Raw genomic sequence first — 25,238 nt, 5'->3', positions numbered from 1 at the left:
CTGACTTACTGCCCATATCCCGGCGTTCCGGCAACCCGGATCGCCTCGCGCGCGGCGGCGAACAGCGCCCCCGCCTTGGCCTCGCACTCGCGCTGCTCATATTCGGCGGTGCTGTCAGCGACAATTCCCGCGCCAGCTTGCACATGCATTTCGCCGTCTTTGACGATGGCGGTGCGTAGGACGATGCAGCTGTCCATATTGCCGTCGGGGGCGAAATAGCCGACGCCGCCTGCATAAGGCCCGCGCGCGTCCTTTTCGAGTTCGGCGATAATCTGGCAGGCGCGCACCTTGGGCGCTCCACTGACGGTGCCTGCCGGAAAGCCCGCGAATAATGCGTCGATGGCGTCTTTGTCGGGGGCAATGCGGCCGATGACGTTCGACACGATGTGCATGACATGGCTGTAGAATTCGACCGTATAGCTGTCGGTGACGGTCACGCTGCCGCCCACCGCCGCGCGCCCGACATCGTTGCGCCCCAGATCGAGCAGCATCAGATGTTCGGAGCGTTCCTTGGGATCGGCGAGCAGCGATTCGCGGTTTTGGGCATCTTCGGCGCTGGTGCTTCCGCGAGGCCGCGTTCCGGCGATGGGGCGGATCGTAATCTCGCCATCGCGCACCCGCACCAAAATCTCTGGCGACGATCCGATGAGTGCAAAGCCCGGAAGGTCGAGGAAATAGAGGAAAGGCGACGGATTGATACGGCGGAGCGCGCGATACAGGTCAAAGGGTGATTGGGTGAAGGGCGTCGAGAAACGCTGTGACAGCACGACCTGAAATATATCGCCCGCAGCAATATAATCCTTCGCCGTCGCCACCATAGCGGCATAGTCGGCCTCGCTGGTCTGCGGTGTCGCGACGATGGAGTCAGCATCGGGCAGCGCTGCAGAATCGCTGCGCGGCGCGCGTGCCGGTTTGTTGGCGAGCTGCGCCGCAATATCCTCCAGTCGCGCCTGTGCGGTATCGAGCATCTGGTCAATCGGCGCTGTTTCGTCAGGCCAAATGGGAGCGATAAGGAATAATTCGTCCGCCAACCGGTCGAACACGAGCAAGGTCGTCGGGCGAACAAACACCATGTCGGGCAGCCCCAAACCTGCGCCAGATGCGCGCGGGATTCGTTCGACCAGACCGATGGTTTCATAGGCGAAAAAGCCGACCAATGTGGCCATCGCCTTGGGCAGCGCCTCAGGAACGTCAAAGCGGCATTCGGCCACCAGATCGCGCAACGCCTGCAACGCTGGCCCAGGCACATCGGCAAATGGGTCGCGGTCATGCCGCCAGTTGCGGTTGATGCGCGCCTGATCGCCGCGCACTTCGAACATCAAATCGGGATCGAGCCCAATCAGGCTGTAACGTCCGCGCGTTTCGCCGCTTTCGACTGATTCAAGCACCCAATCACCGCGCCCCGGCTCGATGAGTTTGAGCGCTGCCGAAACCGGGGTCTCGGTATCCGCAATCAGACGCTGCCAGACGACCGCCCCGCGCCCTTGCGACAACGCATTCAGCGCGGCGGCCTTGCCCTCAAGCGTCATCAGGCCATGAATCCTTGCACTAGGACTTAGCCAGAAACCGGCGCAGTACCGGTGAGTTCGCGGCGCAACTGCTCGACCAGATCCTTGTTGATTTGCACGTCGGCGCGCCGTTTGGCCTCGGCCAGCAACTGTTCGGCCATTTCATTTCCAATTGCAGAGGCGAGGGGCGTTGCCACGGCGGCAATGCGTGCGGGATCGACCTTTTTGGGATCGGGGCGGGTCACATCGTTCAGCCGCAGGACTAGCCAACCTCGATTGCCCGGAATTTCAAGCGTTTTGACGCTGCCGGGGGCCATCGAGAACAACAAAGCCAGTTCGGGAGGAACAGGCTTGCCATCGCGATTCAATTCGGAGCGTTTGCCGCCGATCGTTTGAACTGGAGCAACCTTGGGGCCTTCGGCGCGCGCGGCTTCGGTCAGCGATTTGCCGCCTTCAACCGCCTTGACGATGGCGCGTGCCTTGGCGCGTGCCGTTTTGTGCCCCTGCGCCAAACGCCAGTCAGTGACTAATTGGGCACGAATTTTATCAAAGGGTGGCGGTGCTGCTGCGATGATTTTTTTGACCGCGAAAACAGCGAACTTCTGGTTCTCGACCAGCGTGGCGAGCTGCGCTTCGTTCTCGCTGCCACCTTGAAACGCCTGACCAACCATCGGTGCCAGTTCGGGGGCCATCTTATAGCTCGCCTGATCGGGCGCGCTCCCACCAGGCAGGATCGCCGGCGTTTCGATCAATTTGAGTTTACGATCCGCGACGACTTCTTCGATCGGCGCTCCGCCGTTCACCGCATCCTGGATGCTGTTGTAATAGTCGACAATGGCTTCATTGGCTTTGTTCTTGGCGAGTTTGTCGCGAATTTCGGGTGTCGCCTGCTCCAAAGTCCGGGCCGGAATTTTGTCAATTTCCTCGACACGAATAACGGACCAGCCGAGCCCGGTTTTTTCTGGGCCAAGCAGTTCGCCTTTTTTAGCGGCAAAGGCTGCCTTAGCTGTCGCGGTACTTGTCAGTCCGGCATAAGATAGTTGGCTGACCGGAGAGGTTGTGCCAGCAGCAAGTCCGACGCTGCGCGCAGCTGCATCAAGTGAGGATCCGGCGCGCACTTTTGTGGCGATGGATTTTGCTGTCGCCTCGTCGGGCGCGACGACTTGCGCAAAGCGACGCGTTTCGCTCGCCGCATAGCTCGCTGCATTGGCTTTATAGTCCTCGGCAGTTTCGGCATCCGTCACGGCGGGCGCAGGGACGACCGAACGATCAAATATTGCATATTGCACGACCCGCCGTTCCGGGATGCTATATTTGCTGGAATTTTGAGAGAGATAGGTTTTGAGCGCCGCGTCATCCGGAGCCTTGGTCGGCTCCCACAGGCTCGCCGGGATAAAGGTCGCTTGACCGCGTCGATCTTCTAGCAACAGCGCCGCATAGGGCGCGGCGATGCCGGTTGAAATTTTTGGTAAGGAACCGACTGGAACAATCATCTGTTCCATCATCAACTGAAGCTTGATTTCATCGCGGAGCTGCGTCTCGGTCATCCCGTTTTCGCGCAAGAAGGACTGATATCGCGTCTGATCGAACTTGCCAGACACTCCATTGAAAACCGGCAGGTCGGCAATGCGACCGTCGATGAGCCTTTTGCTGACGCCAAAGCCGACCGAATCGGCATATTGTAACAGCGCCGCGCTCTCGACCATCTGATTCAGCACCTGATCGATCCCGCCTGATTCGATAAAATCGCTCATCGTCAGGCCGGGTTGCTGCTGCCGTGCCTGATCATAGGCGCGACGGACGCGGGTCCGAAGCTCGCCGACACCAATTTTCGTGCTACCGACTTTGGCGACATCGGCGCCGCCTACTCCGCCAAAACTGGCATTCCCGGTCACGTCGCCCATCGCAAAGGCAAAACCGACCAGAACGACAAAGGACAGGGCGAGGAATTTGCCGATGGTCGAAGCAAACATATTACGGAGGGCAGTGATCATGGTTGGGTCAATACTCTGATAAAAAGGCAGCGCAGGCGGCGTTGCGGCTCGCTTTAGGCGTCAGTGGTACAGGCTTCAAGGTGCGATTGGCCTGTCGACCGCTTGCGTGTTGGGCAATCGCGGCGTTAGAGCATGTGCAATGCAGAAGAAGGACAGGCGATGACCCGACGAAAATTTGTGGTGGGCAATTGGAAAATGAACGGTTTGCAGGCCGATCTTGCCGAAGCAAAAACGATTGCCGCGATTGCGGCCGACCATCGCGCGGTCGATGTTGCGATTTGTCCGCCTGCGACATTATTGGGAGCGATGTCCGCTTCGTTCCCCGATTTGGCCATGGGAGGGCAGGATTGTCATGCCAAGCCTTCGGGCGCCTTTACCGGCAGCGTCGCCGCCTCGATGCTGGTCGACTGCGGCGCCAAGCTGACCATCGTCGGCCATAGTGAACGGCGCGAGGGTTGCGGAGAAAGCGACACCGATGTGCAAGAGAAAGCCGACGCGGCGCTACAAAGCGGACTGTCGGTGATCCTGTGCGTTGGTGAACCCCGCGAAATTCGCGAATCAAGCGGGGCAATTGCCTATGTGCTCGACCAGATCAGCGGCTCCTTGCCGACCTCCTTTGATGCACAGAAACTTGCGATCGCCTATGAACCCATTTGGGCTATCGGTACCGGTCTGGTGCCGACGACCGCCGATGTAGCGGCGATGCATGATGCCATTCGCGATGCTTTGACGGGCCGGATTGGCGATGACGGCAGCAAGGTTCGCCTTCTTTATGGCGGCTCCGTCAACGGCGACAATGCAGCTGAATTGCTCGGCACAGACAATGTTGACGGAGCGCTTGTTGGCGGCGCGAGCCTGACCGCAGCGAAATTTGGCCCGATCATTCAGGCCGCGGCTGCATTGGCGGCTTGAAGCGGATGCCGTTCGTCTCTATGTGCGCTGCGCAATGAAGGCGCAGACGCGCCGCCAATTTCGGGAACAATCCATGACCAGCCTCTTTAACTTCCTGCTCGTCGTCCAGGCCGTGATCGCCGCGGCGATGATTGGCGTCATCCTGATGCAGAAATCAGAAGGCGGTGGGCTTGGCATGGGCGGCAGCCCGGGCGGGTTGCTGTCGGCACGTGGTGCGGCGGATTTCATGACGCGTGCGACGACAGTTTTGGCGACATTGTTCGTCAGCCTGTCGATCATCCTTGCGGCCATGGCCTCGGTGGGGCGCAGCGGGTCGACGATCGACACTTCGCTGTCGAAAACGGCGCAGGAGTCGGGAGCGACGGGTTCGTCGCTGACCGGCGATGCTGCTCCGAACCAGGCCGCTCCGACCACCGCACCTCCTGCCAGCGACGATCCGCTGGCTGCGGCTGCCGCAGCTGATGCTGCAGCGGCCAAGCAGGGCGTTCCGCTCGAGCAATAATTCGATCGCCCGTTTCGGGCACTAGATTCAGGCTGAATTATTTTGCCTGAAGCGATTCGATGGCTTGCGTCATCGCCCCTCCATTGACTAAGCCTTTTCTCCCATGGCGCGGTTCATTTTTATCACCGGCGGCGTGGTCTCCTCGCTTGGCAAAGGTCTGATGGCGGCAAGCCTTGCGGCTTTGTTACAGGCGCGTGGATACCGCGTGCGCATCCGGAAATTCGATCCCTATCTGAATGTCGATCCGGGCACGATGTCGCCCTATCAGCATGGAGAGGTCTATGTGACCGATGACGGGGCCGAAACCGACCTCGATCTGGGTCATTATGAACGCTTCACTGGAGTTGCAGCGCGACAGAGCGACAATGTGACCTCGGGCCGAATCTATAGCCAGATTATCCAGCGCGAACGGCGCGGCGATTATCTGGGGGCAACCGTTCAGGTCATTCCGCACGTCACCGACGCCATCAAGGCCTTTGCCCGCACCGATGTTGATGATCTTGATTTCGTGCTGTGTGAAATTGGCGGCACCGTTGGCGATATTGAATCGCTTCCGTTCATTGAGGCGATTCGGCAGTTTCGCAACGAAGTTGGGCGCGAAAACGCCATTTCCGTGCATGTGACTTTGGTCCCCTACATCGCCGCTGCGGGCGAGTTAAAGACCAAGCCGACACAGCACAGCGTCCGCGAACTCGCCAGTCTAGGGGTTCAACCCGACATATTGCTGTGCCGCTGTGAAAAACCGCTGCCTGAAACCGAACGCGCCAAAATCGCGCAATTCTGTAATGTGCGTAAAGAAGCTGTCATCCCCGCGCTCGACGCCGACAGCATCTATTCGGTGCCGGTCCAATATCATGGAGAAGGCCTTGATAGCGAAGTGCTCCACGCCTTTGGCATCACCGACGCGCCTGATCCCGATTTGTCACGCTGGTTCGACATCATGGATCGCAAGCAACATCCTGAGGGCGAAGTCACAATTGGCGTCGTAGGCAAATATGTGTCGCTACCCGATGCCTATAAGTCGTTGAACGAGGCGCTTGTCCATGGCGGCATGTCGAACCGGGTCAAGGTCAATATCCGCTGGCTCGACGCCGAAATGTTCGAGGATGAAGATGAACTTGCGGCACGACTAGAGCCACTACACGGCATATTGGTTCCCGGCGGTTTTGGTGAGCGCGGGTCAGAAGGCAAAATTTCCAGCGTCCGCTTTGCTCGCGAACGCAATGTGCCTTTTCTGGGCATTTGCCTTGGTATGCAGATGGCCTGCATAGAGGGCGCGCGCAACACCAGCGCTATTGCTGGCGCTTCCAGCACCGAATTCGGATCGACCGATGAGCCGATTGTCGGGCTGATTACCGAGTGGATGAGCGCCGAAGGATTGCAAAAGCGCGGCGCCGAAACCGACTTGGGCGGGACGATGCGACTGGGCGCCTATCCTGCCAAACTGTCGCCCAACAGCCATGTTGCGACCATCTATGGCAGTGATGAGATCAGCGAGCGTCATCGCCACCGCTATGAGGTCAATGGCCAGTATCGCGATCGGCTCGAGGCGGGTGGGCTGGTCTTTTCGGGCCTATCCCCCGACGGCATGTTGCCCGAAATTGTTGAACGTCCTGACCATCCTTGGTTCATCGGCGTTCAATTCCATCCGGAATTGAAATCAAAGCCGTTCGACCCGCACCCTCTGTTCGCGGGATTTATCGAAGCAGCGGTCAAGCAGAGCCGACTGGTCTGAACTGCCAACACAGGGTAGGGGTGGGGTCATGGATTATGCCAAACTTGCCGATATGCAGGGAGCAGACAGTATTTTTGCTGGCCTGTCCGCGCCCGATTGGGAAGCTCTGGCTAGCCGCGCTGTCCAGATCAGCTTTGTCAAAGGCCGCGAACTTTTAAGTCAAGGGGACAGCGGCGACGGCATGTTGATCCTGACCGAAGGCAGCGCGCGTGTGTCGATGCTGACCGCGAATGGCCGCGAAATTGTTCTCGCTTATGCCGACCCGGGTGCCGTACTCGGCGAAATCGCCTTGCTTGATGGCGGCGAACGAACGGCATCGGTCATTGCCACCAGTGCTGGCAAAGCCCTGCAACTTGGCCGCAACGCGCTGCGTGATTTTGTGGCCACCCATCCCGAATTTGCCTGGTCGTTGATGCATCAACTGGCCCGCCGCCTCCGTACTGCAGACCATACCATTGAAAGCGACCGCGCCTATGCGTCGGGGCCGCGGCTTGCGCGCTATCTGAAACGCCTGATTGGTATCGGGACAGGGGAAAAGACCCACCGTGTCGAATTGAGCCAGTCCGAGCTGGGCAATTTCGCCGGAATGAGCCGCGAGCATATTAATCGCCAGCTACGAAGTTGGGAAGAATCGGGTGTCATCGCGCTTGAACAGGGACGTGTGCGCATCCTGGATGTCGCTACGCTGGAAGAGATTAGCGAAGCCGAAGGCTGAATGTCCGCTACACCATTGCTTGCAATAGCTCCGAAGGACAACGCCCGGGCTTCGCAAGCGAAACCCGGGCGCCTGTGACGAACGTCGCCATCCCCCTTTTGGCGCAGACCGGCGAACCAGTCCGCTCTCCCTGGAACCGGGCCTTTGGCCGCTTGATCCAGAAGTGTTAGGGCTAGGAAGTCATCCCGGCTTTGTCACGCGCTACCACGCCTTTGGCCAAATTTTGCGGGTCGGCTGTGGCCGATAGGCAACAATAACTGCGAGTGAGTCGCAGCTAGGGCGACATTGTCGGTGCCATTGCCAGCAGCGAAGGCGCACCGTAAAGCACGACTGTAACGCCTGCTTCTCGATCTTGTGAAAGCCTCATCCTCCATGATCCTGCGTCCCTATGAACGCGCTCTCTTTAAACGATATCTTCTGCCTGCGCGCGGTGAAGGCTTTATTTTCGTCGCCGCCGCCTTCAGTTTTAGCGCGGTGGTGTTGGGTGTCGCCTCGCTCGTCATTGTCATGAGCGTCATGAACGGGGTGCGCGGTGAATTGTTTGACAAGATTGTCGGGCTGAATGGCCATGCCGTCGTGCAAGGCTTTGGCGGCCGCCTCGACGATTGGCGCGATGTGCTCAAGGAAACGAAAGCAACACCGGGCGTGGTATCGGCGACGCCGCTGATCGAACAGCCGTTGCTGACCACCTATAATGGCCGGGTCGAAGCCGTGCTGGTGCGCGGCATGACGGTGCCAGACATTCTCAGTAACAATGTTCTGCAAGGCAAAGTGCTGCAAGGTAGTCTCACCAATCTGAAGGTTGGATCGGGCGAAATTGCACTGGGATCGCAACTGGCTCAGAATTTGGGGGCGACAGTCGGGTCGAAGATTACGATCATCAATCCGGCGGGGCGCTCGACGCCTTTTGGCACAGTGCCGCGCGAAATCAGTTATCGTGTGGGCGCTATTTTCGAGATCGGCGTCTATGATTTCGACAAGGCATATGTCGTTATGCCGTTGCAAGATGCCCAATTGTTGCTGTTGCTTGGCGATCAGATCGGGATGATCGAACTCAAGACCATAGATCCGGACAAAGTCGGAACGATATTGGCCCCGCTTGCCGAAAAACTGTCGGACAAGGCAGTGATTTCCGACTGGCGATCGATGAATGCCAGCTTGTTTGAGGCGCTGACGGTCGAGCGTGTGGCTTTGTTCGTCATCCTGTCGCTGATCATCTTGGTGGCGGCATTCAATATCGTTTCATCGCTCATCATGCTGGTACGCGCCAAGACTCGCGACATAGCGATCATCAGAACCATGGGCGCGCCGCGGGATTCTGTTTTGCGGGTGTTCGTTGCCATCGGTGTGGCTATTGGGGCTGGTGGTACGGTGGTTGGTTTGGTTCTTGGATTTGTCCTGCTGTATTTCCGCCAAGGCGTGTTGGGGGCGATCAGTTTCCTTACCGGACAGAATTTGTGGGACCCTTCGATCCGTTTTCTGACGGAGCTGCCATCAAAGCCCGATCCGGTCGAAATTGTCGGGGTCGCGGGGATGACGATTTTGTTCAGCTTCCTTGCGACGCTCTATCCGGCGTTCAAAGCCGCCAATACCGACCCTGTCCAGGTTCTGCGCTATGAGTGATCTGCTGCAATTGGAGGGCCTGCAACGCCGGTTTGTGCAAGGCGATGTGACAATTGATGTGTTGCGCGGTGTCGATGCGACCTTGAAGCGCGGCGAGATTGTCGCGTTGCTGGGGCCGTCGGGATCGGGCAAATCGACCTTATTGCAAGCGGTCGGCCTGCTTGAGGGCGGATTTGAAGGCATCATCCGCATCGATGGCACGGACGTCACCAAATATAGTCAAGGCGAACGCACCCGGACGCGGCGAGAAAAAATTGGGTTTATCTATCAATTCCACCATCTGCTGCCCGATTTTAACGCCATCGAGAATGTGATTCTGCCGCAGTTGATCCGCGGGACTGCCCAAGCCGAAGCCGAAGTCCGCGCCGAGGAATTGCTGTCGCGGCTCGGATTGGCGGAGCGCCTGCATCACAAGCCCAGCAAGCTGTCGGGCGGCGAACAACAGCGTGTCGCCGTCGCGCGGGCGCTCGCAAACCGGCCGTTGCTCGTGCTTGCCGACGAGCCGACGGGCAATCTGGACGAAGCAACCGCCGACCGTGTGTTTGACCATTTCGTCTCGCTTGTCCGTGACAATGATTCGGCTGCACTGGTCGCCACGCATAATGAGCGTCTTGCTGCTCGGATGGATCGAGTGCTTCGGTTGCACGAAGGCCGCATCGAGGCCTAGGAAGCAAAAAGGCGAAGGGGGAAGAAGCCATGCTTCAAAAAATATACCCGCTGGGCGTCGCGTTGATGTTGCTGCTGCCGCATGTCGCGTCCGCGCAAACCGCGCCGCCGGTGCCAACTGCGACTGCCGCGCCGGCCAAGCCATGCAGCAGCGACGCTTATCGCGCGTTCGATTTTTGGGTCGGCGAATGGGATGTGTATCCGAATGGCAAAACGACCCAAGTTGCGACCAGCAGCATCGAATCGATGTTCGGCGGCTGTGCCATTCGCGAGACATGGAAGCCGTTGAAAGGAAGCGGTGGCGGATCGTTCAGCAATTATGACGCCGACCTCGACCTGTGGCGCCAAGCCTGGGTTGACGGCAGCGGGACGCGCGTCGATTTTGAAGGCGGCACCGTGGATGGCAAGATGGTGCTGACCGGCATTTGGCGGAATGCTCTTGGCCCCGGGAAGCATAATCTGACTCGCATGACCTATACCGCCAATCCTGACCATTCGGTGCGCCAGCATGGCGAGCAATCGATCGATCACGGCCTGACTTGGACGACCAGTTTTGATTTCATTTATAAACCGCATGTTGCGACGGAGAATTGACCATGGACCTTTATGATTTGTCGGCGGCTATGCCCGACGGCAGCAAACAGACGATGGCCGATTATCGGGGCAAGGTTCTGCTGGTCGTCAACACCGCGTCCAAATGCGGTTTCACCCCGCAATATGAGGGGCTGGAGGCGCTCTATCGCGATTATAAGGATCGCGGACTCGAAGTGCTGGCCTTTCCCTGCAACCAATTTGCCGGGCAGGAACCGGGCGACGCGAGCGAGATCGCCAATTTCTGCACGCTGACCTATGACGTCACCTTTCCGGTCATGGCCAAGATTGACGTCAACGGATCGAGTGCCGACCCCATTTTCAAGCATCTGAAGTCCGAAAAATCCGGATTGTTGGGCAGCGGGATCAAGTGGAACTTCACCAAATTTCTGGTCGACCGCGACGGCAAAGTCGTGTCGCGCCATGCCCCGACCACGACACCCGAAGCGCTCCGCAGCGAAATCGAAAAACTGCTGGGATAAGGCTTGGCCGAATCAGCGCGAGAGCGTTAGCGTGGCGCCATGGCCTTTAGCCCCTTTGTCCCCTTGCGCGTTTTTTCGAGCTACACGATGCTCGAGGGAGCGATTGAACCAAAATTGATCGCCAAAGCCGCGCGCGATAGGGGATTTCCGGCGGTCGCCATCGCGGACCGCAACGGGCTGTATGGCGCGATGGCCTTTGGCGATGCCTGCAAAGCAGCGGGCATTCAGCCGATTATCGGAGCCTTTGTCAGCTTCGCGCGGCCCGGTCAGCGGCTGGCCAATGGCGCGCCGATGATCGACTGGCTGGCGCTCTATGCGCAAGATGAGGTCGGCTATGGCAATTTATGCGCGCTGGTGTCGGCGGCGCATCTGGACCGCCCGATTGAGCAGGGCCCGCATCTGCCGCTGTCGGCGCTGGCGGGCAAAAGCGAGGGCCTGATTTGCCTGACCGCTGGCGGCGAGGGGGCTCTCACCCGTTTGCTGGCCGACGAGCAAGTTTCGGCTGCCAATGACTATATCGAGCAGCTGGAGGCGCTGTTTTCTGGGCGGCTGTACATCGAGCTATCGCGCCGCAACAACGCCGCCGAGATGGCCGCCGAAGCGGCGCTGATCGACATGGCCTTTGCCCGCGCCTTGCCGCTGGTGGCGACCAATCCTGCCTCTTATCTGGAGCCCGAATTCCACCCCGCGCACGACGCCATGCTTTGCATCGCGCAGTCGGCCTATGTCGAAAGTAGCGACCGCCGCGTCAGCTGTCCCGAAGCGTGGATGAAATCGGCGGAGTCGATGGAGGACAGTTTCTCCGACCTGCCAGAGGCGGTGCGAAACAGCCTGATTATCGCGCAACGCTGTGCCTTTATGGCGCCGAATCGCAGCCCGATCCTGCCGAGTTTGGCAGGCGATCGCGAAGCCGAAGCGGCGCAACTGGCGCGCGATGCCCATGCGGGACTAGAGACGCGGCTGGCGCTTTATCCTGACCTGAGCGACGAAGAACGCACGACCTATGTCGAGCGGCTCGATTTCGAAATAGATGTCATCATCAAAATGGGTTTCCCCGGTTACTTTCTGATCGTGGCCGATTTTATCAAATGGGCGAAGGGGCAGGATATTCCGGTGGGTCCGGGGCGTGGGTCGGGTGCCGGTTCGGTCGTCGCCTGGTCGCTGACCATCACCGACCTTGATCCGTTAAAACTGGGGCTGCTGTTCGAACGCTTCCTCAATCCCGAGCGTGTGTCCATGCCCGATTTCGACATTGATTTCTGCGAAACGCGGCGCGGTGAAGTCATCCGTTATGTGCAGGAAAAATATGGCCGCGACACGGTGGCGCAGATCATCACTTTCGGAAAATTGAAAGCGCGCGCGGTCCTGAAAGATACCGGGCGCGTCCTTCAAATGAGCTATGGTCAGGTTGACCGACTGGCCAAGCTGGTGCCCAATCATCCGACCGACCCCTGGACGCTGGAACGCGCGCTCAACGGCGTATCGGAATTGATGGCCGCCTATAAGGAAGATGACGGAGTGCGCCGCCTGTTCGATATGGCGCGCCAGCTGGAAGGCTTGCCGCGCCATAGCTCCACCCACGCGGCGGGCGTCGTTATTGGCGACCGCCCGCTCGACCAGCTGGTGCCGCTCTATCGTGATCCACGGTCGGACATGCCGGTCACGCAGTTCGACATGAAATTTGTCGAAAATGCCGGACTGGTGAAATTCGACTTTTTGGGCCTCAAAACCTTGTCGGTGCTGCGGGAGGCGCGCAAGCTGCTGGCTCTGCGCGGGATCGACGTCGATCTCGATACGCTCGCTTGGGATGACCCGACAGTTTATGAATTGCTGCAACGCGGCGACACGGTCGGGGTGTTCCAGCTTGAATCCGAAGGGATGCGGCGCACGCTGTCGGCGGTGAAGCCCACAGCATTTGGCGACATTATCGCGCTTGTTGCGCTCTATCGCCCGGGTCCGATGGACAATATTCCGCTGTTCGGTGCCCGCAAGAACGGACGCGAGGCCATCGCCTACCCGCACCCCCTGCTCGAAAGCATTTTGGCCGAGACCTATGGCGTTTTTGTCTATCAAGAACAGGTCATGCAGGCGGCGCAGATCCTGGCGGGATATAGTCTGGGCGGCGCCGATCTGTTGCGCCGGGCGATGGGTAAAAAGATTCAGGCCGAAATGGACGCCCAGCGCGAGACTTTCGTTCTGGGCTGCGCCGAGCACCATCAAATCGACAAGAAAAAGGCGAACGAGCTGTTCGATTTGATCGACAAGTTCGCCGGTTATGGCTTTAACAAGAGCCATGCCGCGGCCTATGCGCTGCTCGCCTATCAAACGGCGTGGTTGAAGGCCCATTATCCGCATGAATTTTTCGCTGCGTCGATGTCGTTCGACAACCATCAGACCGACAAATTGTCGATTTTTATCGACGATATGCGACGGCTAGACATCGGCATTGCGCCGCCGTCGATCAACGACAGCGAAGCCGATTTTTCGGTTGGTGTTGGCGATGATGGCCTTGCGGTGCGCTATGCCCTTGGCGCGCTGAAAGGTGTGGGCGAAAAGGCGATGGTCGAGCTGGTGGCCGAGCGACGCGAGCATGGCGATTTCGTCAGTCTGGATGATTTTGCGGCGCGCATTGATCCGCGTCAGCTCAACCGTCGCCAGATTGAGGCGCTGGCGGGTGCGGGTGCCTTTGACGCTCTCGAACCCGATCGGTCGCGTGTCTATGCCGGTGCCGATGTGTTGCTGGCGAGCGCCAACGCGGCGGCGCGCGAGCGCACGACCGGACAGGGCGGATTGTTCGGCGGTGAGGTCGATATTGCCCCGATGCTGCAATTGCCGACCGCCGAGCCTTGGACAATTGCCGAGCGTATGGCACGTGAGAAAGAGGCCTATGGCTTCTATTTTTCGGCGCATCCGGTCCAGCAATTCGATGCGATTGTCGCCGCCCGCGGATCGCGCACCTATGGCGAGATATGCAGCACCGTCGACATGCAGCCGGGGACGCGGATACCGGCATCGATGGCGGCTATGGTCGAAAGCGCACGCCCACGCATGTCGCAACGCGGCAACCGCTTTCTCAACCTGACGCTATCCGATCGAACCGGACAATTTCAGGCGAGTTGTTTCGACGAGACCGCCGGGAAGTTGCTGGAGGAACTGGCCAATCATGGCGGCTGCGCGCTGTTGGGTGTCGAACTGGATCTGCTGGAGGGTGAGGAAACACCGCGCGTCACGATCAGGGGTGCCCAATCGCTGACCGACATTGCTGCGACCGCGGCCTTGCAGTTGACGTGCGCGGTTGCAACGCCTGCTGCGATTGCCGAGCTTGCCGATCTGCTCGAACCAAGGGAGGACGCGCGCGGGCGGGTCGAGATTCGCACCAATGACCCCGAAACGGATGCCGAAATCCGGGTCGAACTTGGCAACGCCTTTGTCCTTGACCCCGATGTTGTGGCGCGGGCGGGATTGGTGCTGGGTATCGACGACGCGCAATTGTCTTTGGTGACGCCGCGCGATTTTAGGATGCGCGCGGTCGCTTGACGCTTGCGTCAGCCGCTGACTCGGCCTTATCGTCCGCTTATAAACATAAGAAGGGATGACGATGTTAGGAATGCAAAGCCAGCCGCTGCTCGTGACCGGTCTGATCGACCATGCCACGCGTGAACATGCTGACCGGGAAATCATCACCCATTGGGCTGACGGCACGCAGACGCGATCCAGTTGGGGCGAAGTCGGGAGCGATGCCCGCCGCTTTGCCGCCGCGATGGTCCGGTTGGGGATGAAAAAGGGTGATCGCATTGCGACCTTGGCGATGAACCACAACCATCATCTGGTGAGCTGGTACGGCAGCGCGGGCATGGGCGGGGTGCTTCATACCGTCAATCCACGGCTGTTTGACGAACAATTGATCTATATCATCAACCATGCCGAAGATCGGGTGCTGCTGTTTGATGAGGCGTTCCTGCCCATCGTCGAACGTTTGCGCGAGCAGTTGCCCAAGGTTGAACATTTTGTCCTGTTCGATGCGCCAGCAAGCGAAGGATATCTGTCCTACGCCGACCTGATCGCTGCAGAGGATGGCAGTTTTGAGTGGGTGGAGCTTGATGAACGCGACCCCGTCGGGCTTTGCTATACCAGCGGGACAACCGGCAATCCCAAGGGTGTGTTGTATGAGCATCGATCGAACGTTATCCACGCGATAACCGAGGTTCAGCCCGATGCGTTCAACCTGTCGAATCGCAGCGCCATCCTGCCGATTGTGCCCATGTTCCACGCCAACAGCTGGGGCGTGCCCTTTGCCTCTGCTGCCGTGGGCGCAAAGCTGGTGTTTTCGGCGACCAACGACGCGGCGACGCTTTGCACGCTGATGCACGAAGAAGGTGTGACGCACAGCGCCGGCGTGCCGACGGTGTGGCTTGCGCTGTTCGCTCATATGGATGCGACGGGGGCTGATTATGGTCAATTGCAGCGCGTGGTCATCGGTGGATCAGCCTGTCCGCGCGCGATGATCGAACGGTTTATGAAAGCGGGAATCGACGTCGGCCATGCGTGGGGCATGACCGAAACATCGCCGATTGGCACCATGGGCAAACAACCATGGAATTGGGATAGTCTGTCATTCGATGAAAAAATCGACGTCATTGTCAAACAAGGCTGTCCGCCCTTTGGCGTCGAGCTGCGTATCGTCGATGACGAAGGCGCTGTCTTGCCGCGCGACGGGGCCAGCAGCGGGCGGTTGCAGTGTCGCGGGCCGTGGATCATCCGCCGCTATTTCCGCGCCGATGAGGATGCGACCGACGATGATGACTGGTTTGACACAGGCGACGTCGCGCTGCTCTATCCTGACGGGACGATGCAGATTACCGATCGTGCGAAGGATGTGATCAAATCGGGCGGCGAATGGATCAGCTCGATCGAACTGGAAAACGCCGCCGTCGGCGCGCCCGGTGTACAGGAAGCGGCAGCGGTTGGCGTTTATCATCCCAAATGGGACGAACGCCCCCTATTGCTCATCATCAAAAAGCCCGGAGCCGAGGTGAGCGAGGCCAGTATCATCGACTATCTGAAGGACAAGGTCGCCAAATGGTGGCTGCCTGACGAAATCGTCTTTGTCGATGAGTTGCCGCACACCGCAACGGGCAAGCTGCTCAAACGCCAGCTGCGCGATATGTATAAGGATTATAAGCTGAAGTCGCTGGAGCAGGCTTAGAACAGCTCCATCTGACCGTCACGCTCGGGTGGATGAAACAGGTCTGACCTCAGTTTTGGGAATGGGCGGTCGAGCCCGTGCGCGCGGGCGGCGCGTTTGAAGCGGGCGCGGATGACCTGCGCCCACACGCCCTTGCCGCGCATTCGGCTGGTGAAGTTGGGGTCATTGTCACGTCCGCCGCGCATGTCCTGTACAATATGCATCACTTTGGCCGCGCGGTCTGGATAGTGGGTGGCCAGCCAGGCGCGGAACAGCGGCGCAACCTCGTGCGGCAGGCGGAGGAGTATATAGGACGCGCGCACGGCTCCGGCTTGCGCGGCGGCGGCCATGATGGCCTCTATCTCATGGTCGGTTATCGCAGGGATGACGGGCGAAATATTGACCTGTGTCGGCACTCCGACGTCGATGAGTTTCCGGATCGCCGCGAGCCGCCGTTGCGGGTGCGGTGCGCGGGGTTCCAGCTTGCGCGCCAGCACCGGATCGAGTGTCGTTACCGATATTGCCACACCCACCAGATTGTCGCGCGCCATGGCGGTCAGCAGGTCGATGTCCTGTAATAGCCGGTCGGACTTGGTGGTGATGAGCAACGGATGGCGCGTTTCGGCGAGAACCTCGATGACCGACCGCGTAACGCCCCAGTCGCGCTCGATAGGCTGATACCCGTCGGTGTTGGTGCCAATGGCCAGCGGGGCGGGGGCATAACCGCGCTCGGCCAGCTCGGTACGGAGAAGAGCTGCTGCATCGGGCTTGGCGAACAAGCGGCTTTCAAAATCCAGTCCCGGTGAGAGGTCGTGATAGGCATGGGTCGGGCGCGCAAAGCAATAAACGCAGCCATGTTCGCATCCCCGATAGGGGTTGATCGACCGGTCAAATCCGAGATCGGGAGAGCTGTTTCGCGCGATGATGGTGCGTGGTCGCTCGATTGTTACCATGGTGCGAAGGGGAGGGGCCTCGCCATCGACATAGGCGGCCATGTCGATCCAGTCGCCTTCGACCTCGCGTTTCAGCGAACCGGTGCGTGTCGGGGCGCGATTATCGGTCGCGCCGCGTCCTGAAATAGGGGGCAAAATGACAGGGTCGTCCATCCGCGCAGTCTAGCGCGAGCGCAGGAACAAAAAAAGAACAAACTACCTAGCGTTCAGTGAGGCGCGGCATCAGATCGACAAAATTGCAAGGCTGCTGGCGGCTGTCGAGCTGGGTTGCCAATATGCCTTCCCACGCATCGCTCACAGCGCCGGTCGAACCCGGCAAGGCAAAGATATAGGTGCCGCGCGCAACAATCGCGCAGGCGCGTGACTGGATCGTCGATGTACCGATTTTTTGATAGCTCAGCCAACGGAACAGCTCGCCAAAGCCGGGAATATCCTTGCCGTCGAGTTGGTGAAGAGCCTCTGGGGTCACATCGCGACCCGTCAGGCCCGTGCCGCCGGTTGTGATGACGACATCGACCTTCGGGTCGTCGACCCAATTGTGCAACCGAGATACGATCAATGCCGTTTCGTCACGGATGATTGCGCGGTCGGCGAGGATATGGCCGGCATCAGTCAGCAATGCCTGAAGCTTGTCGCCGGACTTGTCATCGGCCTCGCTGCGGCTGTCGGACACGGTCAACAGTGCGATGCGAACGGGGATGAAGGGCAAGGACAGGTCGATGGGCATGGCCTCGGCGCTGCTTTAATCGTCTTTGGAGTTGGGCGTAGCATAACTAAGCTGCACACGTCCCTTATATTCGGGGAAACGCGGCCATTTGCCCTGTGCGAGTTCGGTACGGCTGACCGAATCCCGGCCTTCCTGCGCTTCATACATCCAATAATTGCGCAGCACAGTGCCAACATAGCCGCGCGTTTCCCAATAGGGGATGGATTCGATGAACAAGAGCGGGTCGCCCTGATCCTTCACCTCGGTTGCCCAGCGCGCCACAGGAGCGGGGCCAGCGTTATAGGCGGCGATGACTTTGGGCAGAAGGCCGCCAGTCGAGCTGTCGTGGCTGAGATATTGCAGATAGCTTTGGCCGAAATCCATGTTGACAGCCGGAATGCGAAGGTCACGCGTGTCGACACTTTCGCCGCGCCAGCGCGCGAGATCCTTGGCGGTGCCGGGGCGCACCTGCATCAACCCAAAGGCGCCCGCCGGACTGACCACCTGACGCTGAAACCGCGATTCCTGCAACGTATGGGCAAAGACCAGTGCCGGATCGACTTTCCAGCCGCCACTGGGTTCCCATTGCGGTTGCGGATAGCGGTTGACGGCGGCGAGCTTGCGGCCCTGCGGCGTGTTATGGGCAAGGTATAATTGTGTCTCGGGCAGGTTGAGCGCTTCTGCCATCGCGATCAGCATTTCATGTTGTTCGGGGCGGCCTATGCGCGCTTGGTGCCGCAAAACTTCGTCGGCATAGCTGTCTTCGCCAATCTCGCTCAGCGCGATAGCGGCGCGAACATTGGGTAGATTTTCTAATGCTTGCCAAGCGTGGCGATCGCTTCGCTTGACCTTTTTGTCCTTAACCAGCGTTTCCCCAAGCGATTCGGCTGCGAGCAGGCCGTAGAGCGTTTCGCCATTGGCGGCGGCTGCGCGCAGGCGATTCTGGACACCCGACGGTTCGCCAGACGCCATTGCTGCGCGCGAGGCCCAATAATAGCCCGCCGCTCGTAACTCGCTATCGGGAGCCTCACGACTGACGCGGTCAAAGGCCGACAAGGCGGTGGAATAATCCTGCGTGCGCCATGCCGCGAGCCCGACGACCCACGCCGCCTGCGTCGACCAGCTGCTGTGTCCATTCGCGCTGTCGCGCGCCAGACGCAGCGCGTTGGCATCGTCATTTTCGATATAATAGGACCAGGCGATCTTTTGGCACCATTCGTCACGCGATTCCGGGCTCAACCGGTCTTTGACGGCATTTAAAAGCTCCTCGGCACCGGCAGGATCATCATTCTTGATCCGGTCCGGAACTTTTAGTTCCAAACTCATCGCAAAGGGATCGCCGATGACGGGGTCTGCACCCAGTCGGCGCGGCGCGCTGCCGGACCAGGAAAGGCGCATGGTATTTGGCAGGTCGGGTAGCGACGTGGCACCACGCTTGGTCGCAAGGCGCTCGAGTTGGGCGGCTTGCGGCAGGTCGGGTGCCTTGGTGAGCAACGGCATGATATCACTGACCTCTGCCCGCGGACTGTTCGCAGCGACCAGCAACTCGGCGCGCAAAAAGGCATTGAGCGGGCCGTCGTCGGCGCCGTCGAGCAAGGTCTTCGCCTCGCTCCATTGTTGGCTGCGGATGGCTGCCAGAACCTGCGTGTAAAACTTATTCTGTTTGGCCGACAGGATCGTCGGAACGGTTTGCCGTTCGGTCGTGGCATTGGAAAAGGATGATTCGCTTGCATGGGCTGATGCGGCCTGAACCCCCATAGAGAGGGCCAGAACGGACAGGATTGCAGTGGAACTTCGAAACATTAATCAACGTCCCCGGTTGAGTAATTTCAAACTGTCCCAGGCCGCCGCTTTTTGCGCGGGCCGGGAAAGCAGAGTCGCCGGATGCGGAACTGCCACTGCCTCCACATTGACGCCATCTTGGTTAATATTGAGTAACTTTCCGGTGGCTTCGCTGCGCGACATGCCCGCCAGAACGCGAACCATGTCATTACCCAACAGCAAAAGTTGCCCCGGATTGGCGATCTGTAGATGGTGCCGCATCAGGCGCTGAAGCTCTGTCATATCTTCATCAGAACAGCGACCGCCGGGAGGGCGGGTAATGGCAAGAGACGCGACATAACATTGCGTGCGGTCCCGACCAATGGCGCGCAGCATGGCATCAAGGAGTTTGCCCGCCGCCCCCGTAAATAAGGCGCCTTCGCGTTGATCCTCCATCTCGGGCCATGCCGTCAGCAGCATGAGCGGCGCATTCACTGGTCCGACCGGAAGAACGCGCAGGGCGTCCCATTGGCTTCCAGGGACATCGTCGCCCTTTGTCAGCCATTGCTGGAAAACATCCCAGTCCGCCGGCAGTTCGACCGGCGCACTTGGTTTTATCGGGGCGGGCGGTGCCGTTTCGGCGCGCGCCTTTGCCATAATGTCGATTATGGGTGTGGCTTCGGACGGTGCCGACGTCTTCGGAACAGGCTTTTCCGGTGCCGGTTGGGCCAACCAATCGGCCGGATTCTCGCCGACAAGTGACTCGACACCTGACAGTGCCCACCAGTCGCAATAGCTGTCCGCCAGCAAAGTCGTTTGTTGCCCACCCATATAATTTGTACAAACAGGCGGTTGACGGCATCGTCAATTGGCGGGCATCGGAATATGTGACAAGGTGGGTGCGCCTTACGACGATGTGAGGATTGCACGGCAAAGAGAAAGGTCAAAGCGGTGAGCGAACGGGAATCGATGCCATATGACGTGGTGATCGTCGGGGCTGGACCCGCCGGATTGTCAGCCGCCATCCGGCTGAAACAATTGGCAAACGAACAGGGCAGCGAGCTGTCGGTCTGTATACTGGAAAAAGGGTCAGAGGTCGGCGCCCATATCCTGTCCGGTGCCGTCGTCGACCCAAAGGCGATTGACGAGTTATTGCCCGAATGGCGCACGTCGGGATGCCCGCTTGCGGAAACTCCGGTGACAGACAATCAGCATTGGGTTTTGACGCCCAAAAAGCGGTTTGGCATTCCGCATCTGCTCACGCCATCATTCCTGCACAACAAGGGCACCTATACCGGCAGTCTGGGTAGTTTGTGCCGCTGGCTTGCCGAACAGGCCGAAGGCTTGGGCGTCGAAATCTTTGCAGGCTTTCCCGCCGCAGAAATTTTATACCATGATAACGGGGCGGTCAAAGGCGTGGCCACCGGCGACATGGGTGTCGCGCGCGACGGGAGCCATAAACCCGATTATCAACCCGGCCTTGAACTCCATGCAAAATATACTTTTTTTGCCGAAGGTGTGCGCGGTAACCTGACCAAGATATTGAAGCAGCAATTTGCGCTCGACGCCGAATGCGAGCCGCAGGTTTATGGGCTGGGCGTCAAGGAATTATGGGATATTGATCCCGAATTGCACGCACCGGGCCGTGTCATTCACACGCAAGGCTGGCCACTCGATGCCCATGCCAATGGCGGCGGTTTCCTTTATCATCAGGCGGGCGGGCAGGTCGCGCTCGGTTTTGTGACCTGGCTCAACTATCGCAACCCGCATCTTTCGCCGTTTCAGGAGATGCAAAAATGGAAAACCCATCCTGAGATCGCTGCCATTTTGAAGGGCGCCAAGCGGGTTTCCTATGGCGCCCGCGCGATTAGCGATGGCGGCTGGCAATCGGTGCCCAAGCTGGTCTTTCCCGGCGGTGCCTTGATCGGCTGTTCGGCGGGTTTCCTGAATGTGCCAAGGATCAAGGGCAGCCACACCGCGATGAAATCGGGGATGATGGCGGCTGAAGCGGCCTTTGCCGCCGTTGCTGCGGGACGCGAGAGCGACACGCTCGATGCCTATGAAGCGGATTATCGCACCAGTTGGGTCGAAAAAGAATTAAGTAAGGTCCGCAATGTCCTTCCTTTGATGGAAAAATTTGGCGATTTGGCGGGGTCTGCTTTTGCCGGCATCACAATGTGGCTGGAACATTGGGGGATAAAGCTGCCCTTCACGATGAAGCATCATCCCGACAATGAAAGCCTGTATCGCGCCGACATTATGACCAAGCCCGATTATCCCAAGGCGGACGGCGTTCTGACTTTTGACCGGTTGTCGTCGGTTTTCCTGTCGAACACCAATCATGAGGAAGACCAGCCGGTTCATTTGCAGCTTAAAGATCCGTCGATTCCGGTCAGCTATAATTTGCCGCTCTATGACGAGCCAGCACAGCGTTATTGCCCGGCCGGCGTCTATGAAATCATCGGCGAGGATGAAGGCGATCCGAAATTCGTCATCAACGCCCAGAATTGCGTGCATTGTAAGACGTGCGACATCAAAGATCCGACGCAGAATATTAACTGGGTCACGCCAGAAGGCGGTGGAGGTCCCAATTATCCCAATATGTAATCCGGCAGTGCGCGGCTCGGCCATTGTGCTGGCTCTGGCGATGGCGTTGGGCGGCTCCGTTTCGCCAGCCGTCGCCGATGTCGATACGAACAAGACCATATTTGCGCTGGCGCAGGCACGGTTGGCCGAAGATACCGGCACGCCTGCGGAAGCGCTGGCCGCCCTGTCGGTTGTGGCCAGTTTGTCACCTGATCTACCGGGGTTGAATGGCCGCATATTGGAGCAGGCAATACAGGCAGGCGATTTGCCCGCAGCGCGTTCAGCAGCGATGCAGATATGGAAAAGCGGCGGCAAACGGCTTGATGCGCGGCTGGTTTTGATGACCGATGCCATCCGTCGATCCGATTGGAAGGCCGCGCGTGATTATATTGAGGGAGGCAATAGCAAGATTGGACCTGATGCGGCTGCGCGTCTGATTACCCCAATGTTGCTTGGCTGGGCTGGTGTGGCCGGTCGAGAAAAACGACCAGAAAACAATATTCTAGCTCTCGGCCGGGCGAAAGTGGAGCCGGTTTATTTGCTTGATGCGGCATTGATGCAGCTGGTCGCACGCCGCCCCGACGAGACCGAGACGCTGATTAAATCGGTGACGTTGAGCGACCGCAACAGTCAGATCGTCGCTCTACGTCTGGTGGCGACGCTCGACAAGCAGGGCCGGAGTGAGGCTGCGCAGACGTTACGGAGCCGCATCGCCGTCGTCGCAGGGGATAGCAACGACCCGGTGGCCTTGCTGCCGCCGCAACCGATCACAACAGCGCGGTCTGGTGTCGCGCAATGGTTTGGCATGTTGGCCGATGGTTTCTCCCACATGCCCAACAGCAGTAAAAAAGTTGCCTTGCTGTTCGCGCGCGTCGGCTTTTGGCTCGATGCGGAGGATTGGCAGAACCGCTCGGCTTTGGTGGAGGCTTTGGACCAGAATGGCCTATCGGATCAGGCGATTAGTCTGGTGGCGGGATCGCGTACTGACCTGCCGCCCATATTGGCGCTGCGTCATGCCGAATTGGTAGCGGGCAAGGGGGACATGAAAGCGGCGATTGCGATTGTGCAACCGGCGGTTGCCGCAGCCGATACGCCGCGCGCATTGCTGCTGCGCTATGCCGATTTGGTGCGCCGTTCGGATGACGCCTCTGTGGCTATGGCAGCTTTTGACCGTCTGCTGGGTGAATTGGGTGAAAGCGAGCCCGATCAAGCGTTGCGGTCGGCGTTGCTGATGGCCAAGGCCAATTTGCTGTTGGAACAGGATGATTGGGACGCGGCCTCGCCGTTGCTGGAACAGGCGGTGGCCTTGAGACCCGATGACGCTGCGACGTTGAACTTTGTTGGCTATTCGGCGTTGGAACGGCGGCGCAATGTTGATCAGTCCTTGGCACGGATCGAAACGGCGTGGCGACAGGACCCCCAAAATGCCGAGATTACCGATTCACTTGGCTGGGCCTATTATCTGACAGGCAAGACCGACAGCGCGGTTGCCATGCTCGAAAAGGCGCAGCGCGGCGCGCCCAATAATGCGGTGATTGTCGAGCATCTGGGCGATGCCTATTGGGCTGCGGGACAGAAATATGACGCGCGCTATGTCTGGCGCGCGGCGGCTGTGCTGGCGGAACCAGACATGGCGGAAAGACTGACGGCAAAGATACGCGACGGCTTAACTCCTGCCACCAGCGCGCCCTGACTCGCGATGGGTGCGGTGTTAAGCGAAACCGGCTGGGCCAAGATCAATCTGGCCCTGCATGTGCGCCATCGGCGGCCAGACGGTTATCATGACATTGAGACGCTGTTCGCATTCGTCGATGACGGAGACAGGCTGAACGCGTGCGTTGCGGATCGCGATAGCCTGATGATTAGCGGCGAATTTGCCGAAGGATTATCCAGCGGTGCAGATAATCTGGTTTTGCAGGCGCTGGACACGCTCCGTCAATATTGCGGTCAAGGTGTCGTCCCGCCGCTGGCACTGGAGTTGGAGAAGCGGTTGCCCGTTGCTGCGGGGCTGGGAGGAGGGTCTGCCGATGCCGCGGCGCTGGTCCGGCTCGTTCAGCGCCATTTTGCGCCAGCCGCCGACCTTGAATCGCTCGTTCGCCTGATGGCGCCGCTTGGGGCTGATATCGGGGCCTGCATTGCAAGTGAAACTTGCTTAGGACTGGGGACGGGTGCGGAACTACATCCGGCGGAGGATCTATCACTTTCCGGCACGCCGGTGCTGATCGTCAATCCGCGTCAACCGCTATCGACCGGTCCGGTGTTCGCCGGATGGGACGGGATTGATCGCGGCGCGCTTTTTATGGGGGCGACCCAGCGTTCCCAATTATTGGCCTGTCGCAATGACCTGCAGCGTGCGGCGATAGCACAATGCCCCGCCATCACGGATATTCTGACGTCTTTGGGCGGGCTGCAGCCGTGGTTGGCGCGCATGTCGGGTTCTGGGGCGAGCTGTTTTGCCTTGTTCAACGCCGAGGCCGAACGCGATGCGGCTGTGGCGCATTTTGCCCGGCATCACCCCGAATGGTGGCTGATGGCAGGGAGCCTGCGATGAACGAGGCTTGGCGCGAGATTGGAAGCCCGCGAACCGGCGGAATCTTGCTGGTTGGCGACCATGCCTCTGCGCTGGTTCCCGACGATATTGATCTGGGAATCAGTCCCGCATTGCTGACCAATCATATTGCGATCGATATTGGGGTGGCCGAGGTTGCGGCGTTGCTGGTCGAACAAGGCGCGGTCGATGCCGCCATTTTGGGCGGGGTGTCGCGACTGGTCGCCGATTGCAATCGCGACGAACACGCACCGGGCGTGATACCAACGGTGAGCGACGGCCATGCAATCCCCGGCAATATATTGGGCGCGGCACAACGGGAGGCACGCATCGTGCGGTTTTTCCGACCGTATCACGACCATATCGCCGCGACCGTTGCCCGTCATCGCCCGGCCATCCTGTTGTCGCTGCATAGTTTTACCCCGCAGCTGGAAAGCCATCCCGAACAGGCGCGACCTTGGGATGTGGGGGTGCTTTACAATCGCGACGCCCGGCTTGCGCCCGCGGCTGTTGCGGCGCTAGCGGGGCAGGAGCTGAATGTCGGCGATCAACTGCCCTATTCGGGCGAATTGCTCAACGCGACGATGAACCGCCATGCCGAGGCGCATGACATCCCCTATATCGGTATCGAAATGCGGCAGGACCATGTCGATACGCCCGATGGCCAGCATCGTTTCGCGCAATATCTGGAAAAAATGCTTGGTGCGTTACGTAATAGTCTTGCGTGAACCGATGCGCTTTGGATAGGGGAGGCGCGTCCCCTTCGACATA

At 59.3% G+C, this 25,238-nt stretch carries 20 protein-coding genes; 14 read left to right on the top strand and 6 right to left on the bottom strand.

Going from position 1 to position 25,238, the window contains the following annotated elements; genetic code table 11:
• Window positions 1-5: 5 nt before the first annotated feature.
• Entirely contained in the window at window positions 6-1,529 is a 1,524-nt protein-coding gene (gene trpE / locus ACR3XE_RS10255; protein WP_473697748.1) for an anthranilate synthase component I, read from the bottom strand.
• A gap of 26 nt (window positions 1,530-1,555) precedes the next feature.
• The gene (locus tag ACR3XE_RS10250) at window positions 1,556-3,502 is read right to left on the bottom strand and encodes a SurA N-terminal domain-containing protein (protein WP_486185707.1); all 1,947 of its coding nucleotides are present in this window, start codon (window positions 3,500-3,502) and stop codon (window positions 1,556-1,558) included.
• A 159-nt stretch (window positions 3,503-3,661) separates the two neighbouring features.
• On the opposite strand from ACR3XE_RS10250, the gene tpiA reads away from it, so the two are divergent.
• From tpiA to ACR3XE_RS10200, 10 genes are all read left to right on the top strand, one after another.
• Window positions 3,662-4,414 carry a triose-phosphate isomerase gene (gene tpiA, locus ACR3XE_RS10245; RefSeq protein ID WP_486185706.1) on the top strand — a complete coding sequence of 251 codons (753 nt, stop codon included), beginning with the start codon at window positions 3,662-3,664 and terminating at the stop codon, window positions 4,412-4,414.
• A gap of 73 nt (window positions 4,415-4,487) precedes the next feature.
• Entirely contained in the window at window positions 4,488-4,916 is a 429-nt protein-coding gene (gene secG, locus ACR3XE_RS10240; RefSeq protein ID WP_473697751.1) for a preprotein translocase subunit SecG, read from the top strand.
• A 103-nt stretch (window positions 4,917-5,019) separates the two neighbouring features.
• Window positions 5,020-6,651, top strand: coding sequence for a CTP synthase (gene pyrG / locus ACR3XE_RS10235; protein ID WP_473697752.1), 1,632 nt, complete (start codon window positions 5,020-5,022; stop codon window positions 6,649-6,651).
• A 28-nt stretch (window positions 6,652-6,679) separates the two neighbouring features.
• The gene (locus tag ACR3XE_RS10230; protein ID WP_473697753.1) at window positions 6,680-7,366 is read left to right on the top strand and encodes a Crp/Fnr family transcriptional regulator; all 687 of its coding nucleotides are present in this window, start codon (window positions 6,680-6,682) and stop codon (window positions 7,364-7,366) included.
• A 372-nt stretch (window positions 7,367-7,738) separates the two neighbouring features.
• Window positions 7,739-8,989: a lipoprotein-releasing ABC transporter permease subunit gene (locus ACR3XE_RS10225; RefSeq protein ID WP_473697754.1), complete on the top strand. Its 1,251-nt coding sequence runs from the start codon at window positions 7,739-7,741 to the stop codon at window positions 8,987-8,989.
• The gene (locus tag ACR3XE_RS10220; protein WP_473697755.1) at window positions 8,982-9,656 is read left to right on the top strand and encodes an ABC transporter ATP-binding protein; all 675 of its coding nucleotides are present in this window, start codon (window positions 8,982-8,984) and stop codon (window positions 9,654-9,656) included. Before ACR3XE_RS10225 ends, ACR3XE_RS10220 begins: the two co-directional genes overlap by 8 nt.
• 29 nt (window positions 9,657-9,685) lie before the next feature.
• Entirely contained in the window at window positions 9,686-10,249 is a 564-nt protein-coding gene (locus ACR3XE_RS10215) for a hypothetical protein (RefSeq protein ID WP_486185705.1), read from the top strand.
• A gap of 2 nt (window positions 10,250-10,251) precedes the next feature.
• Window positions 10,252-10,728, top strand: a complete 477-nt coding sequence (locus tag ACR3XE_RS10210; protein WP_473697757.1) for a glutathione peroxidase — start codon at window positions 10,252-10,254, stop codon at window positions 10,726-10,728.
• 39 nt (window positions 10,729-10,767) lie between these two features.
• Entirely contained in the window at window positions 10,768-14,265 is a 3,498-nt protein-coding gene (dnaE, locus tag ACR3XE_RS10205) for a DNA polymerase III subunit alpha (RefSeq protein ID WP_473697758.1), read from the top strand.
• A 61-nt stretch (window positions 14,266-14,326) separates the two neighbouring features.
• Window positions 14,327-15,934: a long-chain fatty acid--CoA ligase gene (locus ACR3XE_RS10200; protein ID WP_473697759.1), complete on the top strand. Its 1,608-nt coding sequence runs from the start codon at window positions 14,327-14,329 to the stop codon at window positions 15,932-15,934.
• On the opposite strand, the gene ACR3XE_RS10195 is transcribed toward ACR3XE_RS10200, so the two are convergent.
• Genes ACR3XE_RS10195 through ACR3XE_RS10180 form a run of 4 tightly spaced genes read right to left on the bottom strand, consistent with a single transcriptional unit; the run spans window position 15,931 to window position 20,164 of the window.
• A complete protein-coding gene (locus ACR3XE_RS10195) occupies window positions 15,931-17,019 on the bottom strand; it encodes a PA0069 family radical SAM protein (RefSeq protein WP_473697760.1) in 1,089 nt (362 codons plus the stop codon). The genes ACR3XE_RS10200 and ACR3XE_RS10195 overlap by 4 nt on opposite strands.
• A gap of 46 nt (window positions 17,020-17,065) precedes the next feature.
• Window positions 17,066-17,593, bottom strand: coding sequence for a molybdenum cofactor biosynthesis protein B (gene moaB / locus ACR3XE_RS10190; RefSeq protein ID WP_473697761.1), 528 nt, complete (start codon window positions 17,591-17,593; stop codon window positions 17,066-17,068).
• A gap of 15 nt (window positions 17,594-17,608) precedes the next feature.
• Entirely contained in the window at window positions 17,609-19,375 is a 1,767-nt protein-coding gene (locus ACR3XE_RS10185) for a lytic transglycosylase domain-containing protein (RefSeq protein WP_486185704.1), read from the bottom strand.
• A 3-nt stretch (window positions 19,376-19,378) separates the two neighbouring features.
• Window positions 19,379-20,164, bottom strand: a complete 786-nt coding sequence (locus tag ACR3XE_RS10180) for a uracil-DNA glycosylase family protein (protein ID WP_473697763.1) — start codon at window positions 20,162-20,164, stop codon at window positions 19,379-19,381.
• Window positions 20,165-20,284: 120 nt separating this feature from the next.
• On the opposite strand from ACR3XE_RS10180, the gene ACR3XE_RS10175 reads away from it, so the two are divergent.
• The 4 genes from ACR3XE_RS10175 to ACR3XE_RS10160 are packed head-to-tail and all read left to right on the top strand — an operon-like array spanning window position 20,285 to window position 25,195.
• The gene (locus tag ACR3XE_RS10175; protein ID WP_473697764.1) at window positions 20,285-21,940 is read left to right on the top strand and encodes an electron transfer flavoprotein-ubiquinone oxidoreductase; all 1,656 of its coding nucleotides are present in this window, start codon (window positions 20,285-20,287) and stop codon (window positions 21,938-21,940) included.
• A gap of 7 nt (window positions 21,941-21,947) precedes the next feature.
• Complete coding sequence (locus ACR3XE_RS10170) at window positions 21,948-23,612, top strand: tetratricopeptide repeat protein (protein WP_473697765.1); 1,665 nt, start codon at window positions 21,948-21,950, stop codon at window positions 23,610-23,612.
• A gap of 6 nt (window positions 23,613-23,618) precedes the next feature.
• Complete coding sequence (locus ACR3XE_RS10165; protein WP_473697766.1) at window positions 23,619-24,470, top strand: 4-(cytidine 5'-diphospho)-2-C-methyl-D-erythritol kinase; 852 nt, start codon at window positions 23,619-23,621, stop codon at window positions 24,468-24,470.
• Complete coding sequence (locus tag ACR3XE_RS10160; protein WP_473697767.1) at window positions 24,467-25,195, top strand: N-formylglutamate amidohydrolase; 729 nt, start codon at window positions 24,467-24,469, stop codon at window positions 25,193-25,195. Before ACR3XE_RS10165 ends, ACR3XE_RS10160 begins: the two co-directional genes overlap by 4 nt.
• The last annotated feature ends 43 nt before the right edge of the window (window positions 25,196-25,238 follow it).

The sequence above is a fragment of the Sphingopyxis sp. 10G20-10 genome, from assembly GCF_057365075.1.
This window is presented reverse-complemented; position numbering and strand designations above follow the sequence as displayed.

What these genes read in the sequence shown, in the direction of transcription:
- ACR3XE_RS10225 (WP_473697754.1), top strand. Translation starts at nt 7,739, where the DNA reads ATGATCCTGCGTCCCTATGAACGCGCTCTCTTTAAACGATATCTTCTG.
- ACR3XE_RS10215 (WP_486185705.1), top strand. Translation starts at nt 9,686, where the DNA reads ATGCTTCAAAAAATATACCCGCTGGGCGTCGCGTTGATGTTGCTGCTG.
- dnaE (WP_473697758.1), top strand. Translation starts at nt 10,768, where the DNA reads ATGGCCTTTAGCCCCTTTGTCCCCTTGCGCGTTTTTTCGAGCTACACG.
- moaB (WP_473697761.1), bottom strand. Translation starts at nt 17,593, where the DNA reads ATGCCCATCGACCTGTCCTTGCCCTTCATCCCCGTTCGCATCGCACTG.
- tpiA (WP_486185706.1), top strand. Translation starts at nt 3,662, where the DNA reads ATGACCCGACGAAAATTTGTGGTGGGCAATTGGAAAATGAACGGTTTG.
- ACR3XE_RS10180 (WP_473697763.1), bottom strand. Translation starts at nt 20,164, where the DNA reads ATGGGTGGGCAACAAACGACTTTGCTGGCGGACAGCTATTGCGACTGG.
- ACR3XE_RS10250 (WP_486185707.1), bottom strand. Translation starts at nt 3,502, where the DNA reads ATGATCACTGCCCTCCGTAATATGTTTGCTTCGACCATCGGCAAATTC.
- secG (WP_473697751.1), top strand. Translation starts at nt 4,488, where the DNA reads ATGACCAGCCTCTTTAACTTCCTGCTCGTCGTCCAGGCCGTGATCGCC.
- ACR3XE_RS10165 (WP_473697766.1), top strand. Translation starts at nt 23,619, where the DNA reads ATGGGTGCGGTGTTAAGCGAAACCGGCTGGGCCAAGATCAATCTGGCC.
- trpE (WP_473697748.1), bottom strand. Translation starts at nt 1,529, where the DNA reads ATGACGCTTGAGGGCAAGGCCGCCGCGCTGAATGCGTTGTCGCAAGGG.
- ACR3XE_RS10200 (WP_473697759.1), top strand. Translation starts at nt 14,327, where the DNA reads ATGTTAGGAATGCAAAGCCAGCCGCTGCTCGTGACCGGTCTGATCGAC.
- ACR3XE_RS10185 (WP_486185704.1), bottom strand. Translation starts at nt 19,375, where the DNA reads ATGTTTCGAAGTTCCACTGCAATCCTGTCCGTTCTGGCCCTCTCTATG.
- pyrG (WP_473697752.1), top strand. Translation starts at nt 5,020, where the DNA reads ATGGCGCGGTTCATTTTTATCACCGGCGGCGTGGTCTCCTCGCTTGGC.
- ACR3XE_RS10230 (WP_473697753.1), top strand. Translation starts at nt 6,680, where the DNA reads ATGGATTATGCCAAACTTGCCGATATGCAGGGAGCAGACAGTATTTTT.
- ACR3XE_RS10160 (WP_473697767.1), top strand. Translation starts at nt 24,467, where the DNA reads ATGAACGAGGCTTGGCGCGAGATTGGAAGCCCGCGAACCGGCGGAATC.
- ACR3XE_RS10220 (WP_473697755.1), top strand. Translation starts at nt 8,982, where the DNA reads ATGAGTGATCTGCTGCAATTGGAGGGCCTGCAACGCCGGTTTGTGCAA.
- ACR3XE_RS10210 (WP_473697757.1), top strand. Translation starts at nt 10,252, where the DNA reads ATGGACCTTTATGATTTGTCGGCGGCTATGCCCGACGGCAGCAAACAG.
- ACR3XE_RS10195 (WP_473697760.1), bottom strand. Translation starts at nt 17,019, where the DNA reads ATGGACGACCCTGTCATTTTGCCCCCTATTTCAGGACGCGGCGCGACC.